General features: G+C 75.2%; 12 protein-coding genes and 2 pseudogenes. 13 read left to right on the top strand and 1 reads right to left on the bottom strand.

Going from position 1 to position 14,826, the window contains the following annotated elements:
- Positions 1-325 precede the first annotated feature (325 nt).
- The 7 genes and pseudogenes from ssd to ACIBPC_RS10180 form a co-directional block, all read left to right on the top strand.
- Entirely contained in the window at positions 326-1,396 is a 1,071-nt protein-coding gene (gene ssd, locus ACIBPC_RS10150; protein ID WP_398842592.1) for a septum site-determining protein Ssd, read from the top strand.
- Positions 1,393-2,622 carry a TadA family conjugal transfer-associated ATPase gene (locus ACIBPC_RS10155; protein ID WP_398842595.1) on the top strand — a complete coding sequence of 410 codons (1,230 nt, stop codon included), beginning with the start codon at positions 1,393-1,395 and terminating at the stop codon, positions 2,620-2,622. The genes ssd and ACIBPC_RS10155 overlap by 4 nt, the downstream gene beginning before the upstream one ends.
- Complete coding sequence (locus ACIBPC_RS10160) at positions 2,619-3,473, top strand: type II secretion system F family protein (protein WP_398842597.1); 855 nt, start codon at positions 2,619-2,621, stop codon at positions 3,471-3,473. Before ACIBPC_RS10155 ends, ACIBPC_RS10160 begins: the two co-directional genes overlap by 4 nt.
- Positions 3,470-4,087 carry a type II secretion system F family protein gene (locus ACIBPC_RS10165; RefSeq protein ID WP_398842600.1) on the top strand — a complete coding sequence of 206 codons (618 nt, stop codon included), beginning with the start codon at positions 3,470-3,472 and terminating at the stop codon, positions 4,085-4,087. The genes ACIBPC_RS10160 and ACIBPC_RS10165 overlap by 4 nt, the downstream gene beginning before the upstream one ends.
- A gap of 2 nt (positions 4,088-4,089) precedes the next feature.
- Positions 4,090-4,389, top strand: coding sequence for a DUF4244 domain-containing protein (locus ACIBPC_RS10170; RefSeq protein WP_398842603.1), 300 nt, complete (start codon positions 4,090-4,092; stop codon positions 4,387-4,389).
- A gap of 34 nt (positions 4,390-4,423) precedes the next feature.
- Positions 4,424-4,714: a TadE family type IV pilus minor pilin gene (locus ACIBPC_RS10175; protein ID WP_398842605.1), complete on the top strand. Its 291-nt coding sequence runs from the start codon at positions 4,424-4,426 to the stop codon at positions 4,712-4,714.
- Positions 4,698-4,982 (top strand): annotated as a pseudogene (locus ACIBPC_RS10180) (Rv3654c family TadE-like protein); the annotation flags it as partial. The gene ACIBPC_RS10175 and the pseudogene ACIBPC_RS10180, both read left to right, overlap by 17 nt.
- A 126-nt stretch (positions 4,983-5,108) precedes the next feature.
- On the opposite strand, the gene ACIBPC_RS10185 reads toward ACIBPC_RS10180, so the two are convergent.
- Positions 5,109-7,478: a DEAD/DEAH box helicase gene (locus ACIBPC_RS10185; protein WP_398842609.1), complete on the bottom strand. Its 2,370-nt coding sequence runs from the start codon at positions 7,476-7,478 to the stop codon at positions 5,109-5,111.
- 139 nt (positions 7,479-7,617) lie between these two features.
- Between ACIBPC_RS10185 and ACIBPC_RS10190 the strand changes: the two genes are divergently transcribed.
- The 6 genes and pseudogenes from ACIBPC_RS10190 to topA all read left to right on the top strand — a co-directional run bounded on the left by ACIBPC_RS10190 (position 7,618) and on the right by topA (position 14,808).
- Positions 7,618-7,959 carry an STAS domain-containing protein gene (locus ACIBPC_RS10190; RefSeq protein WP_052847650.1) on the top strand — a complete coding sequence of 114 codons (342 nt, stop codon included), beginning with the start codon at positions 7,618-7,620 and terminating at the stop codon, positions 7,957-7,959.
- An 81-nt stretch (positions 7,960-8,040) separates the two neighbouring features.
- Complete coding sequence (locus ACIBPC_RS10195) at positions 8,041-8,460, top strand: ATP-binding protein (RefSeq protein WP_398842612.1); 420 nt, start codon at positions 8,041-8,043, stop codon at positions 8,458-8,460.
- Between the two features lie 76 nt (positions 8,461-8,536).
- A pseudogene (locus tag ACIBPC_RS10200) lies at positions 8,537-9,305 on the top strand (HNH endonuclease).
- A gap of 289 nt (positions 9,306-9,594) precedes the next feature.
- Entirely contained in the window at positions 9,595-10,230 is a 636-nt protein-coding gene (locus ACIBPC_RS10205; RefSeq protein WP_398842614.1) for a small secreted protein, read from the top strand.
- A gap of 28 nt (positions 10,231-10,258) precedes the next feature.
- Positions 10,259-11,782, top strand: coding sequence for a methyltransferase (locus ACIBPC_RS10210; RefSeq protein WP_398842617.1), 1,524 nt, complete (start codon positions 10,259-10,261; stop codon positions 11,780-11,782).
- A gap of 218 nt (positions 11,783-12,000) precedes the next feature.
- Entirely contained in the window at positions 12,001-14,808 is a 2,808-nt protein-coding gene (gene topA, locus ACIBPC_RS10215) for a type I DNA topoisomerase (protein ID WP_398842619.1), read from the top strand.
- The last annotated feature ends 18 nt before the right edge of the window (positions 14,809-14,826 follow it).

Below are 14,826 nucleotides of genomic sequence, written 5' to 3' on the forward strand. Positions count from 1 at the left end.
CCCGGCGCGCGTTCGGCGCGGCCTCTTCGTCCCGGGCCTTCCGGCCCTTTCCCCTGAACACTCACTCACCGTAGCGACCCATGACGGGTGTGCGGCTTTTCGTGCCCAGACGTCACCGAATCGGGTGACGGAGTTTTCCACAGGCTGTGAGTTGTCCACAGATTTCGGCCGCCGCCCCTGAAACGCCGTTCGCGACGGCACCGTATTGCCGTGACTTCCGATGCGTTCGGCGACCGGCCGGATGCGCAGGGCGAAGTCGATGTGGCAAACGGACGAACGGTTTACCCGTGTTGAACGGTGTGAACGGGTTGAAGGGACGAGCGGCATGGCCGATTCCATTCTGATTTTCACCGGTGACGAGCAGTTGCTCGACCGGCTGCTGAGGCTGTGCGCGGCGGTCGGCGCCGAGCCGGACGTGGTGCGTGACACCACCCCGCCGCCCGGCCCGTGGCAGCGCGCCCCGCTCGTGCTGCTCGGGGACGACCGGGCCCTGGCCCGCACCGATCCCGCCCGGTGGCCCGGCAGGCGGCCCGGCGTCGTCCTCGTCGGCCGGGACCTCGACGACCACACCGTGTGGGAGCGCGGCCTGACCCTCGGCGCCGAGCAGGTCGTGCACCTGCCGGGCGACGAGCCGTGGCTGGTCGAGCGGCTGGCCGAGGTGACCGATCCCGGCCGTCCCGCGCTCACCGTCGGCGTGCTCGGCGGCAGAGGCGGGGCCGGCGCCTCCACGCTCGCCTGCGCCCTGGCCGTCACGGCGGCCCGGCGGGGCACCCGCACGACCCTGCTGGACTGCGACTCCCTCGGCGGCGGGCTCGACGTCCTCCTCGGCAGCGAGACGGCGACGGGCCCCCGCTGGCCCGCGCTCGTCTCGGCGAGCGGACGCCTGTCCGGGCGGGCGCTCGACGAGTCCCTGCCCCGCGCCCACGGCGTGCGCCTCCTCAGCTGGGACCGGGCGGACGCGACGCCGCTGCCCGGCGAGGCGATGCGCTCGGTGCTGGCCGCCGCGCGGCGCGGCGGCGGGCTCGTCGTCCTCGACCTGCCGAGGGCCGTGGACGAGGCGGTCGCCGTGGCACTGGCCCATCTCGACCTCGGGCTGCTCGTCGTCCCGGGGGAGCTGCGGGCGCTCGTCGCCGCGCGGCGGGTGGTGGCCACTGCGGGGAGCCGCGTCCGCGACCTGCGGGTCGTGGCCAGGCCGCCCGCCGCGCGCGGGCTGACCGCCGACGAACTGGGCGAGCTGCTCGGACTGCCGCTCGCCGGTGAACTCCCCGACGAGCCCGGCCTGACGGCGGCGGCCGAACGGGGCGATCCGCCGGGCGCGTACCCCCGGGGCGTGCTGGCCCGCTTCTGCGAGACCCTGCTGTCCCACACCGCGACGGACGCGGAGGTGCCGGCATGAGCACCGCGATCCCCGCCCCCGTCGCCACTGCCACCGCCGGTGGTGTCGGCTCCCTCGACCCCGCCGAACTGCGCGAACTGCTGGACGGCGTCCGGCTGCGGCTCGCCGCCGGAGGCGACGAACCGACACCCGGCAGGGTCGCCGCCGCCCTCCGCGCCCAGGGGCGTCTGCTGGGCGACAGCGCCGTCCTGTCCGTCGTCCGGGCCCTGCGCTCCGAACTGGTCGGCGCGGGACCGCTCCAAACCCTGCTCGCCGAGCCCGACGTCACCGACGTCCTGGTGAACGGACCCGACGACATCTGGGTCGACCGGGGCCACGGGCTGGAGCGCGCCCCGGTGCGCTTCCCGGACGCCACGGCCATCCGGCGGCTGGCCCAGCGGCTCGCCGCCGCGGCCGGCCGGCGGCTCGACGACGCCAGGCCCTGGGCCGACATCCGGCTCGCCGACGGGACGCGCATGCACGCCGTGCTGCCACCGGTCGTGCTCGGCTCGCCGTGCCTGTCGCTGCGCGTGGTGCGGCCCCGCGCGTTCACCCTGGAGGAGCTGACCGCGGCGGGCACCGTGCCCCCGGGCGGCGGCCATCTGCTCAGGACGCTGATGGCCGCCCGGCTGTCGTTCCTCGTCACCGGGGGCACCGGCACCGGCAAGAGCACCCTGCTCGCCGCCCTCCTCGGGCTGGCGGGACCCGGCGAGCGTGTCGTCCTGGTCGAGGACTCGGCCGAACTGCGGCCCGACCACCCGCACGTCGTACGCCTGGAGACGCGCCCCGCCAACCAGGAGGGCGCGGGGCGGGTCACGCTGCGGGACCTCGTCAGGCAGGCGCTGCGGATGCGGCCCGACCGGCTGGTCGTCGGCGAGTGCCGCGGCCCCGAGGTGCTCGACCTGCTCGGCGCGCTGAACACCGGCCACGAAGGCGGCTGCGGCACCCTGCACGCCAACGCCGCCGCCGATGTCCCGGCCAGGCTCGAAGCGCTGGGCAGCGCGGCGGGACTGCCGAGGGCCGCGCTGCACAGCCAGCTGGCCGCGGCGCTCTCCGTCGTCCTGCACCTGACCCGCGACCGCGTCTCGGGACAGCGCAGGATCGCCGAGGTCCACGTGCTGGAACGGGACGGGGACGGGCTGGTGCGGACGGTACCGGCCGCGCGCTGGAGTCCCGGGGGATTCGTTCGCGAGTCCGGCTGGGCGCGACTCGACCGGCTCTGCTCCCGGGCCGGTGAGGCCCTGTGACCGGCCAGCTGCCGCACTTCACGGCCGCGCTCTGCGTGGGCGCCGGGGCATGGCTCCTCGCCGACGGCCTACCGCGCCGCAGCAGGCTGCTGCTCCGGCCGGTGGGTGACGCGGGCCCGGTGCGGACGCGATGGCGGTGGCGGCCGTTCGGCCCGATGGACGCGCGGGACCGGCGGGTCGCGCTCGGCGCCCTGGCGGCCGGGCTGCTCCTCGCTGCCTGGGGAAGCTCGCCGTTGCCGCTGCTCCTCGGCGCGGCGCTGGCACCGCTCGCCGTCCGCCGCCGGCGGCATGTCCGGGACGGGCGCGCGGCGGAGCGGCGGCGCAAGGAGGTCGTGGCCTTCTGCGCCTCCCTGGCGGGGGAGGTGAGGGCGGGACGGACGCCCGTCCAGGCACTGGCCGCCGTACCGCCGGAGGGCCTCGGCGAGCGGGGGGCGGCCCTGCGCGCCGCGGCGCGGTACGGGGGAGACATCCCCGCCGCGCTCGGCCGGGCCGCCGGGCAGCCGGGGGCGGAGGGGCTGCGCGGCGTCGCCGCCTGCTGGGAGGTGGCGGTCGACGGCGGGGCTTCGCTGGCCACCGGGCTGGAACGGGTCGCCGAGGTCCTGCGCGCGGAGCAGGCCCAGCGCGAGGAACTGCGCTCCCAGCTCGCCGGACCGAGGGCGACCACGTTCCTCCTGGCCGGGCTGCCCGTCTTCGGACTGCTGCTCGGCGCCGCGATGGGCGTGCGGCCCCTTGAGGTCCTGCTGCACACCACGCCGGGGCTGGTCTGCCTGCTGCTGGGCGCTGCCCTGGAGTGGGCGGGCGTGTTCTGGGTGGCCGCGATCGTCCGCCGCGCCGAACGGTCCGCGTCGTGAACGCCCCGCAGGCCACGGCTGCCGCCGCGCTCGCCCTGTCGCTGCCGGTGCTCGCGTGGGTGCTGGTGCGCGAGCGGGGGGACCGGTGGCGGCGTGACCGGCTCGCGGGCCTGTGCGGGCGACCGCTCGCCAGGGCCCGGGTGGCGGCGCTGCGACGGCGGTTGCGCCCGGCGCGGCCCCGGACGGACCCGGCGCTGCCGCTGGCGGCCGGTCTGCTGGCCGCGTGCCTCGCGGCCGGTGCGGCCCCGGCAGCGGCGGCCGGCGCGGTCGGAGCCGCGCTGGGCGGGCCGGTCGGCGACCGGTTGCGGCGGGTTGGGGCCGAGCTGCGGCTCGGCGGCGACCCGGCCGCCGTATGGGGCTCGTTCGGCACGCTCCCCGGCGCCGCGGGGCTCGCCCGCCGTCTGGAGCTGGCCGAGACAAGCGGCGCGCCCGTGGCGGCGGCCGTGACGGCCGAGGCCGCCGAGAGCCGGGCCAGGCGGCGGCGGGCCGCCCAGGGCAGCGCACGCCGCGCGGCGGTCGCCGTCACCGGCCCGCTGGGGCTCTGCTTCCTCCCCGCCTTCCTGTTGATCGGTGTCGTGCCCGTGGTGATCGGGCTGACGAAGGAGTTGCTGTGAGCATGCGTTCCGTACATGTCCTGACCGCGGGTGCCCCGGACGACGGCGCCCCCTGCACCCGGCGACCCGTCCGTGAGCGGCCCCGGGCCGTGCGGCGGCGTGAGGCGCGGCCCTGCCGTGCCTGGGCCGCCCGGCGGCGTGCCGCCGCCTGCCGCGACGACGGCATGAGCACCGCCGAGTACGCCGTGGGCACCATCGCCGCGGCCGCTCTCGGGACCGTGCTCTACCAGGTCCTCACGTCGGGGGCGGTGAGCGATGCCTTGCTGGGGCTGGTCGAGCAGGCGCTCGACGCGCAGCTGTGACCGGGGGTACGTCACGGCCGAGAGCGCGATCGTCGTGCCCGCCCTGGTCCTGCTGCTCGGGGCGATGCTGTGGGGGCTCGGCGCCGTCGCGGTCCGGCTGCAGTGCGGCGACGCCGCCCGCGCCGGGGCACGGGCCGCCGCGCGGGGGGAGACGGAGGCGGACGTGACGGCCGTGGCCGCCGCCGTCGCGCCCGGCGGTGCCCGGATCGACGTCCGGCGGGACGGGGAGCTGTACCGGGTCGTGGTGCGGGCGGAGACGCTCGGGCCCGGTGCGCTCGCCCTCGGCGTGACCGGTGAGGCGGTGGCCCATGCCGAACCGGGATGACCGGGGCGCGGCGGCCGACCGGGGCTCCGCGAGCGTCTGGGCGGTGACCTGCGCCGCGGCGCTGTGCCTTGTGTTCGCCGCCGTCCTCGCCCTGGGGCAGGTGACGGCCGCCCGGCAGCGGGCGGCCGCGGCCGCCGATCTCGCGGCGCTCGCCGCCGCCGACCTGGCCCTGGCGGGCGGGGAGGCGGCATGCGAGCTGGCCCGGCGTGTCGCTGGGGCGCAGGGCGCAGAGCTGGTGCGCTGCCACGTGGCGGGGGAGATCGCCGACCTCACCGCCGAGGCGGCGGCGGGGCCGTACCGTACGCGGGCGCGTGCCAGGGCCGGGCCGTCGGACGGGGCGGACATGCCCGCCCCGCGCCCGTGGGCCGGTTTGCCGGACAAGGCGTCGGCGTGGTCAGGCGGGAGTGTCGCCGGGGTGGCGGAGGAGTTCGGTCAGCAGCCGTACGGCGCCGGACTTGTGGAGCGGGTCGTTCCCGTTGCCGCACTTGGGGGACTGGATGCAGGACGGGCAGCCGGACTCGCACTCGCAGGCGGCGATCGCGTCACGGGTGGCGGTCAGCCATTCCCTGGCCGTGTGGAACGCCCGCTCGGCGAAGCCCGCCCCGCCCGGATGGCCGTCGTGGACGAAGACCGTCGGCAGCAGGGTGTCCGGGTGCAGGGCGGTCGAGACACCGCCGATGTCCCACCGGTCGCAGGTGGCGAACAGCGGCAGCATGCCGATCGCCGCGTGCTCCGCCGCGTGCAGGGCACCCGGCAGGATCGCCGGGGGGATCCGGGCGGCGTCCAGCTGGTCCTCGGTCATGGTCCACCAGACCGCGCGGGTGCGCAGCGTGCGGGGCGGCAGGTCGAGCCGCGTCTCCCCGAGGACCTCGCCGCTCAGCAGCCTGCGCCGCAGGTACGACACGACCTGGTGGGTGACCTCGACCGAGCCGTAGCACAGCCGGGCGTCGCCCCACGGGGTCTCGGTGTCGGTGGTCAGGACCGACAGGTCCGTCACCTCGCGGGCGGACGTGGTCCACGGGGGGTTGGCCTCCTCGACGAGGGCGACCGAGTCCGCGAGGTCCAGCTCCCTGACCACATAGCTGCGCCCCTGGTGCAGGTGGACGGCGCCGTCGTGCACCGTCCCGTGCGCGGCCGAGGCGTCCACCGTGCCGAGGAGCCTGCCGGTGTCCGCCTCGACCACCCGGACGGGGTCGCCGCCCCCGCCCCTGATGTCCACGAGGTCGGCGGGCCGCTCGCGGCGCGTCCAGTACCACTGGGTGCCACGGCGGCGGAGCAGGCCGCGTTCGGCCAGTTTGGGCGGCAGCTCGGCGGCCACCGGGTCGAACAGACCCGCACCCGCCGCGAAGTCGACATTCGACAGCGGCAGTTCGGCGGCGGCCGAGCACAGGTGCGGCGCGAGGACGTACGGGTTCGCGGGGTCGAGCACCGTCGATTCGACCGGTCGGCGGAACAGGGCGTCCGGGTGGTGCACCAGGTAGGTGTCCAGCGGGTCGTCCCTGGCCACCAGCACGGCCAGGGCGCCCTGACTGCGGCGTCCCGCCCGCCCCGCCTGCTGCCACAGGGACGCCCGGGTCCCGGGATAGCCCGCCAGCAGCACCGCGTCCAGCCCGGCGACGTCCACGCCCAGCTCCAGCGCGGTGGTCGCGGCCAGCCCCAGCAGCTCGCCGCTGTGCAGGGCCCGCTCCAGGGCGCGGCGCTCCTCCGGGAGATAGCCGCCCCGGTAGGCGGCGATCCGCCCGGCGAGCGACCGGCCGGTCTCGGCCAGTCGTTCCTGGGCGATCAGGGCCACCAGCTCCGCGCCGCGCCGGGACCGTACGAACGCCAGCGTCCGTACGCCGTGGGCGGTCAGGTCGGTGAGCAGCTCGGCCGTCTCGGCGGTGGCCGTGCGGCGGACGGGCGCGCCGCCCTCGCCGCGCGCCTCGGTCAGGGGCGGCTCCCACAGGGCGAAGACGAGTTCGCCGCGTGGCGATGTGTCATCGGTCACCTCGGCGACCGGCACGCCGGTGAGCCGTGTCGCCGACGCGCCCGGCTCGGCCGTGGTCGCGGAGGCCAGCAGGAAGACCGGTTCGGACCCGTAGTGGGCGCAGATCCGCCGCAGGCGGCGCAGGACCTGCGCCACGTGCGACCCGAAGACACCCCGGTAGACGTGGCACTCGTCGATCACCACATAGCGCAGGGCGCGGAAGAACGGGGCCCACCGCCGGTGGCCGGGGAGCAGCCCGCGGTGGAGCATGTCGGGGTTGGTGAGCAGCAGGTTCGCGTGGTCGCGGGCCCAGGCGCGGACCTCGGACGGCGTGTCGCCGTCGTACGCGACGGGCCGGACGGCCGTGCCCAGCGGGGCGGCGAGACCGCGTATCGCGCGCAGCTGGTCGGCGGCGAGCGCCTTCGTCGGCGCCAGGTACAGGGCGGTCGCGCCCCGCCGCGCGGGCGCGGCGTCCCCGTCGAGGAGGGCGCTGAGGACGGGGGCCTGGTAGCCGAGCGACTTGCCCGACGCCGTGCCGGTCGCGACGATCACCGACTCGCCGCGCACCGCGTGGCCGATCGCGCGGGCCTGGTGCGCCCACGGACGGCCGATTCCGGCGGCCCGTATGGCGGTGATCACCTCGTGACGTATTTCCTGCGGCCAATCGGCATGCGAACCCGCTCTGGCGGGCACGTGCTCGGCGTGGGTGAGGCGCGCAGCCCGGTCCTGCCGGGCGCCCAGGCGTTCCAGCACAGCCCGCGGTGACGGGTGCTCTCGGGCGTCGGCTTCATAGGACATCGGCTTCGAGTCTGTCACTGGTCCGACGGACAATGGCCGTAAGACGTCGTCCCGGACACCGGGTAAGTGGTTGAATGCCCTGGCGGCTGCCGATCCATGGGGGGCGACCGCTCGTTAGCAAGGTGCTGGAGGATCATCCGTGGACCTGTCCCTTTCGACCCGAACCGTAGGCGACCGAACGGTCGTCGAGGTAGGCGGCGAGATCGACGTATACACCGCGCCCAAGCTGCGCGAACAGCTGGTGGAGCTCGTCAACGACGGCAACCACCACCTGGTGGTGGACATGGAGCGGGTCGACTTCCTTGACTCCACCGGGCTGGGTGTCCTGGTCGGCGGTCTCAAGCGTGTCCGTGCCCAGGAGGGCTCACTGCGGCTGGTCTGCAATCAGGAGCGCATCCTGAAGATCTTCCGCATCACGGGTCTGACCAAGGTGTTCCCGATCCACGAGTCCGTGGACGAGGCCATCGCGGCCACCGACTAGCCGTCCGCCGCAGGAACATCACGTGAACCGCCCCGGGTACCGGTGCCGGGGCGGCGTGTCCGCACGATCAAGGGGGATGGCATGGCCACCGTCGAACTCCGATTCAGCGCGTCCCCTGAGCACGTGCGCACCGCCCGGCTCGTCGCCGCCGCCGTCGCACGCCGCGCCGGGGTCGAGGAGTCGGTGCTCGACGAGCTGCGGCTCGCCGTCGGTGAGGCGTGCAGCCGCGCCGTGGGCCTGCACGCCGTCCACGGCCTCACCACACCGGTCCGCGTGGAGCTGACCGAGGGGGAGAAGGCGTTCTCCATCGAGGTCGGTGACGACGCGCCCACCACCGTCCCCGCGCCGCGCGACCAGTCGGCCGCCGAGGTGGCGGAGGACACCGACGAGCTGGGGCTGGCCGTGATCAGCGGGCTCGTCGACGACGTCGAGGTGGTCTCCGACGCGCACGGCGGGCGCATCCGCATGAGCTGGCCCGTCGCCACCGCGTCCGTGGTCTGAGGCCCCGGCCGTCCGGCGCACGGCCACCCGCCCCGCACGGCGTGGCGGCGCTCCGCCAGGCTGTGCGCGTGACGACCTGCTGGCCCGGTTCGTCGCGCTCCGCCAGGCGCAGGTGCGCGGGCGGCGCGCCCCGCACAGACCCCTGCTGCTGCTCTGGCTGCTCGGCCGCTTCGAGGCCCACGGCAGCACGGCCGTCCGCCACGACGATGCCGAGGAGCCCGTCAGCCGCCTGATCAACGACTTCGGGCCGCCGGTGCGCAGCCCCGGCGCCGCGCGGCAGCGGGCGGCGATGCCCTTCGTCCACCTGGAACGCGACTCGTGGGACCTGCAGGACGTGCCCGACAGCGGCGAGCGGCTCCTCGCCGAACGCGGCACCCTCGTCGCCGCCTCCCGCATTCTCCTTGATCAGCACTCGTTTCATCAGGCGCCGCACCCCGGCTTTGGAGGGCCCGCTGTGCGAGGCGGCGGGGCTCGACCTCACCGTCGGCAGCTCACCGGCCGCACCCCCAGGCGGCGGCAGCGCAGGCCGGACTTCGCCGAGGAGGTGCTGCGCGCGTACGCCTACGCCTGCGCCGTCTGCGGCTTCGACGGCCGTCTCGGCCGCAACCCCGTCGGCCTGGAGGCCGCCCACATCCGCCGGCACAGCCAGGAAGGCCCGGACGAGCTGCCGAACGCCCTGGCGCCGTGCGCGCTGCACCACGCTCTTCTCGACCTCGGCGTGCTCGGCCCGACGGCCGACGGGCAGCGCCGCCGGGCGTGGCGTGGACGAGCTGCCGGGGATCGGGCCTCCGGCGGCGGCGCACATCGCGTGGCACGGCGCCCAGGTGTTCAAGGGCGCCGCCTGACGCCGCCTGACGCGGCGTGACATCCGCCACGTCAGGCGGTGGGCGTGGCGCGCGGCGCGGTGGGAAACGGGTCGTCACCGGCGCGTTCGGCCCGTTCACCGGCGTCGGGCACGCTGGTTCAAATGGCTGTGACACGCGGTGTCGCCACCGGCCGTCACTCGGACGAGGGAAGCACGGCGTGTAAGTTCCCGCCCTGGGACCCGTCCGACACAGACCGGGCCGGGGAGCGCCGCACGCCGGACGGGCTTCCGCCAGACGGGCCCCGGCGGCAGGAAAGGGACGAGGAACCGTGCACAAGAGGCTCGCGACAGCACTGACATGCTGCGCCGCGCTGGTCTTCACGCTGTCCGCCTGTGGCGGCGACGACAACCGGGAGGAACTGGACGCCTGGGCCAAGGACGTCTGCGGCGACATCAGGCCGCAGGTCGAGAAGATCCAGGAGGCCAGCGGCGCCATCGCCGCCGCGACCGAGGGCGACCGGTCGCCCGCCGAGGTGCAGGAGACGGACTCGGCCGCGTTCCAGGAGATCTCGGACGCGTACGCCGCGCTCGCCGACGCCGTGGACGGCGCGGGCGACCCGCCGGTGGACGACGGCGCCAGGCTCCGGGAGGACGCGGTGTCCGAGCTGCGCGACCTGTCCGGTTCGTACGGGGACCTCAAGGAGACGGTGGACGGTCTCGACACGTCCGAGCAGGCCGAGTTCTCCCAGGGGCTGCGCGACGTCGCCGGGCAGCTGGAGGAGCTGGGGCAGAGCGGTGACCAGGCGCTGCACGAGCTGCAGACCGGTGACCTCGGCGAGGCGATGGCCCGTCAAGAAGGCTGCCGCAGCACGCCCACGGGCGACGGTGCCGACGACGGCTCGGGCGACGACGCGGGTGACGCCGCGTCGGAGGAGGAGCCCGCCGGGGACGCCGCCGACGAGTGACCCGCGTCCCCGTCGCCACAATGGAGGCGTGAGTACCCCCGTCACCCCCGCCCTCCCCGTGCCTGGCCCCGCCGTCGCGCCGCTGCGCGACGCCCTGCTGGCCGCCCCGTTCACCCCGGACGGTCTGCTCGACCTGCTCGGCGCGCCCGCGTACGCCGCCCTCGCCCGCGGCGAGACCGTCCCCGCGCTGCGCGCCACCGAGGGCGACGCGGGGCCGGCCGCCACGCTCGTACGCCTCTTCCTGCTCCAGCGCCCGGTCCCCGAGGCCGCCGCGCGGGCCGCGCTCCCCCTCGCGGCGGCGCTGGCCGACGGCTGGCTGACGCGCGACGGCGGCGAGGTCAGGGCGACCGTGGACGTCCGCCCGTACGCGGGCGACGACGGGCAGGACTGGTGGATCGTCTCCGACGCGGGCTGCGCCGTGGGCCGCGCGGCGGGCGCCGGGGGCCGGGCGCGGGACGTGGTCCTCGGCGTCGGCGGCGCGTCGACGACGCTGGCGCAGCTGACCGTACGGGGGCCCGCGCGGCGGGTCCTCGACCTCGGCACCGGTTCCGGCGTCCAGGCGCTCCACGCCTCGGGCCACGCCGAGAGCGTCACCGCGACCGACGTGAACCCCCGCGCGCTGCGCATCGCCGCCCTCACCCTCACGCTCTCCGGCGCACGCCCCGCCGACCTGCGGCAAGGGTCGCTGTACGAGCCGGTCACCGGCGAGGACGGCTACGACCTGATCGTCTCGAACCCCCCGTTCGTCATCGCGCCCCCCGCGCCCGGCGCCGCGCTGACCTACCGGGAGGGCGGCCTCGGCGGCGACGAGCTGTGCCGCACGCTCGTCCGGCGCGCCGCCGACCACCTCGCGGACGGCGGCTGGTGCCAGCTCCTCGCGAACTGGCAGCACGTCGAGGGGGAGGACTGGCGCGAACGCGTCGCCGCCTGGGTGCCCGCGGGCTGCGACGCGTGGATCGTGCAGCGCGAGCAGCAGGACGTCACCGAGTACACCGAGCTGTGGCTGCGCGACGCCGGGGCGCACCAGGGGGACCGGGCCGCGTACGAGGCGGCGTACGGGGCGTGGCTCGACGAGTTCGCCGCGCGCCGCACGCGGGCGGTCGGATTCGGCTGGATCACGCTGCGCCGCAGCGGCACCGACCACCCCTCCCTCACCGTCGAGGACTGGCCGCACACCGTCGAACAGCCGCTCGGCGAGACGATCCGGGCACACTTCGGCCGCCAGGACTTCCTCCGCCGCGCCGACGACGCCGCGCTGCTGCGCACCCGTTACGAGTCGGCCCCCGGTGTCGTCCAGGAGCAGCTGGGCGAGCCCGGCGCGGAGGACCCGGAGCACGTCGTCCTGCGGCAGCGGCGCGGGATGCGGCGGGCCACGGCCATGGACACCGTCGGCGCCGGGTTCGCGGGCGGGTGCGACGGGACGCTGCCCGCCGGTGCGATCCTCGACGCGATCGCGCAGATTCTCGGCGAGCGCGGGGACACGCTCCGTGAGCAGGCGCCGCGGTGGCTGCGCCCCCTCGTCGAGCAGGGCTTTCTGCTGCCGCGCGGCTGACGGCGCGGGCCGCCGCCGGGCCGGGCGCGTACCCGGCGTCACGTACGCGTGACGGGACACGGACAAGCCACGGGGTGCGGCCGGGCGGCGGGAATGGCGGATCTCGGGTTACCGTTCGAGATGCGTTGCGGAGTTTTCCCTTGTGGCACGCAGCAGGGATGTACCGTCACACTCCGCATGTCCTTAAGCGCCCCCGAGGCTGGAGAGAAGAGCAGAAGTTGTCCCCGACCAGCGAAACCGCGAACGGCGGACGCCGACTTGTCATCGTCGAGTCGCCCGCCAAGGCGAAGACGATCAAGGGCTACCTCGGCCCCGGCTATGTGGTCGAGGCCAGCGTCGGGCACATCCGCGACCTGCCGAGCGGCGCCGCGGAGGTGCCGGCCAAGTACAAGAGCGAGCCGTGGGCCCGCCTCGGCGTCAACGTGGACGACGACTTCGAACCGCTCTACGTCGTCAACAGCGACAAGCGCGACCAGGTCAGGAAGCTGAAGGAGCTGCTCGCCGACTCCGACGAGCTCTACCTCGCGACGGACGAGGACCGCGAGGGCGAGGCGATCGCCTGGCACCTCAAGGAGGTCCTGAAGCCCAAGGTCCCGGTCCGCCGGATGGTCTTCCACGAGATCACCCGTGACGCGATCCGCCAGGCCGTCGCCAACCCCCGCGAGCTGAACCAGCTCCTCGTCGACGCCCAGGAGACCCGCCGCATCCTCGACCGCCTCTACGGCTACGAGGTCTCGCCGGTCCTGTGGAAGAAGGTCATGCCGCGGCTGTCCGCCGGCCGCGTGCAGTCCGTCGCGACGCGTCTGGTGGTCGAGCGGGAGCGGGAGCGCATCGCGTTCCGCTCGGCGGAGTACTGGGATCTCACCGGGACGTTCGCGACGGTCCCCGGCGACGGTACGTTCGAGGCGCGCCTCAGCGCGGTCGCCGGACGGCGTGTCGCGCAGGGCCGCGACTTCGGCCCCGACGGGCGGCTGCGCAACCCGGGCCAGGTCGAGGCGCTCAGCGAGGAGAACGCGCGCGCCCTCGCCGTCGCGCTCGCCGACACGTCGTTCGCCGTCCGCTCGGTCGAGGCCAAGCCGTACCGCCGCTCCCCGTACGCGCCCTTCCGTACCACGACGCTCCAGCAGGAGGGCTCGCGGAAGCTCGGCATGGGCGCGAAGGCGACCATGCAGGTCGCGCAGCGGCTGTACGAGAACGGCTTCATCACCTACATGCGGACCGACTCGACGACGCTGTCCGACACCGCCGTCAACGCCGCCCGCGCCCAGGTCGAGCAGCTGTACGGCGCCGACTACCTGCCGGACCGCCCGCGCGTCTACGCCAGCAAGGTCAAGAACGCGCAGGAGGCCCACGAGGCGATCCGCCCCTCCGGCGACCGCTTCCGCACCCCCGCCGAGACAGGCCTGACGGGCGATCAGTACCGGCTGTACGAGCTGATCTGGAAGCGCACCGTCGCCTCGCAGATGAAGGACGCGGTCGGCCAGTCGGTCGCCGTGCGCGTGGCGGGGACCAGCGCGGACGGGCGTGACTGCGAGTTCAGCGCGACGGGCAAGGTCATCACGTTCCACGGCTTCCTGAAGGCGTACGTCGAGAGCGTCGACGACCCGGGCGCCGACTCCGACGACCGCGAACGCCGCCTCCCGCAGGTCACCGAGGGCGACGCGCTCACCGCCCGCGGCATCGAGGCGGACGGCCACGCCACCAAGCCCCCGGCCCGCTACACGGAGGCGACGCTCGTCAAGGAGCTGGAGGAACGGGAGATCGGCCGCCCTTCCACCTACGCGACGATCCTCGGCACCATCCTGGACCGGCACTACGTCTTCAAGAAGGGGACGGCGCTCGTCCCCTCGTTCCTCTCCTTCGCCGTCGTCAACCTGCTGGAGCGGCACTTCGGCCGCCTCGTGGACTACGACTTCACGGCGCGGATGGAGGACGACCTCGACCGCATCGCCACCGGCGACGCCGAGGCCGTGCCGTGGCTGCGCCGCTTCTACTTCGGTGAGGGCGAGGGCCCCGGCGTGGGCGTCGCGGCCGACGCGGGGAACGGCGACGGCGACCACCTCGGTGGGCTCAAGGAGCTGGTCGAGGACCTCGGTGCGATCGACGCGCGGGAGATCTCGTCGTTCCCGGTCGGCGACGGCATCGTGCTGCGCGTCGGGCGGTACGGGCCGTACGTCGAGGCGCCGCCGGAGGACCCGGCGAGCGGCGAGCCGGGCAAGCGTGCGGACGTCCCCGAGGACCTGCCGCCGGACGAGCTGAGCGTCGATCTCGCCAAGGAGCTGCTGGCGCGGCCGAGCGGCGACTTCGAGCTGGGCACCGACCCGGACACCGGTCACCCGATCGTGGCACGCGACGGGCGGTACGGTCCTTACGTCACGGAGGTCCTGCCCGAGGGCACGCCCAAGACGGGCAAGAACGCCGTGAAGCCGCGCACCGCCTCGCTGTTCAAGTCGATGGCGCTGGACACGGTGACCCTCGACGACGCGCTGCGGCTGCTGGCGCTGCCGCGCGTGGTCGGCGTGGACCCCGAGTCGGGGCAGGAGATCACGGCGCAGAACGGGCGGTACGGGCCGTACCTCAAGAAGGGCACGGACTCGCGGTCCCTCCAGAGCGAGGAGCAGCTCTTCTCCATCACGCTGGCGGAGGCGCAGGCCGTCTACGCGCAGCCGAAGCAGCGCGGGCGGGCCGCCGCGAAGCCGCCGTTGAAGGAATTGGGCACGGACCCGGTCACGGAGCGGCCGGTCGTGGTCAAGGACGGCCGTTTCGGACCGTACGTGACCGATGGAGAGACGAACGCGACGCTGCGCCGCGACGACGACCCGGAGACCATCACACCGGAGCGCGGGTACGAACTGCTCGCCGAGAAGCGCGCCAAGGGCCCGGTGAAGAAGACCGCGGCCAAGAAGGCACCGGCCAAGAAGACGGCCGCCGCCAAGAAGACCACGGCCAAGAAGACCGCGGCCAAGAAGGCGCCCGCGAAGAAGGCGGCGGCCAAGCAGGCCGCGCCGGACGCCGGTTCCGCCTGACGCGCCGCCGGCGGCCCG

Source organism: Streptomyces sp. NPDC049879 (assembly GCF_044461265.1).
In the GTDB taxonomy this organism is placed as follows: Bacteria; Actinomycetota; Actinomycetes; order Streptomycetales; family Streptomycetaceae; genus Streptomyces.

Coding starts and splice junctions, on each gene's coding strand:
- ACIBPC_RS10155 (WP_398842595.1), top strand. CDS start 1,393: ATGAGCACCGCGATCCCCGCCCCCGTCGCCACTGCCACCGCCGGTGGT.
- ACIBPC_RS10170 (WP_398842603.1), top strand. CDS start 4,090: ATGCGTTCCGTACATGTCCTGACCGCGGGTGCCCCGGACGACGGCGCC.
- ACIBPC_RS10195 (WP_398842612.1), top strand. CDS start 8,041: ATGGCCACCGTCGAACTCCGATTCAGCGCGTCCCCTGAGCACGTGCGC.
- ACIBPC_RS10185 (WP_398842609.1), bottom strand. CDS start 7,478: ATGTCCTATGAAGCCGACGCCCGAGAGCACCCGTCACCGCGGGCTGTG.
- ssd (WP_398842592.1), top strand. CDS start 326: ATGGCCGATTCCATTCTGATTTTCACCGGTGACGAGCAGTTGCTCGAC.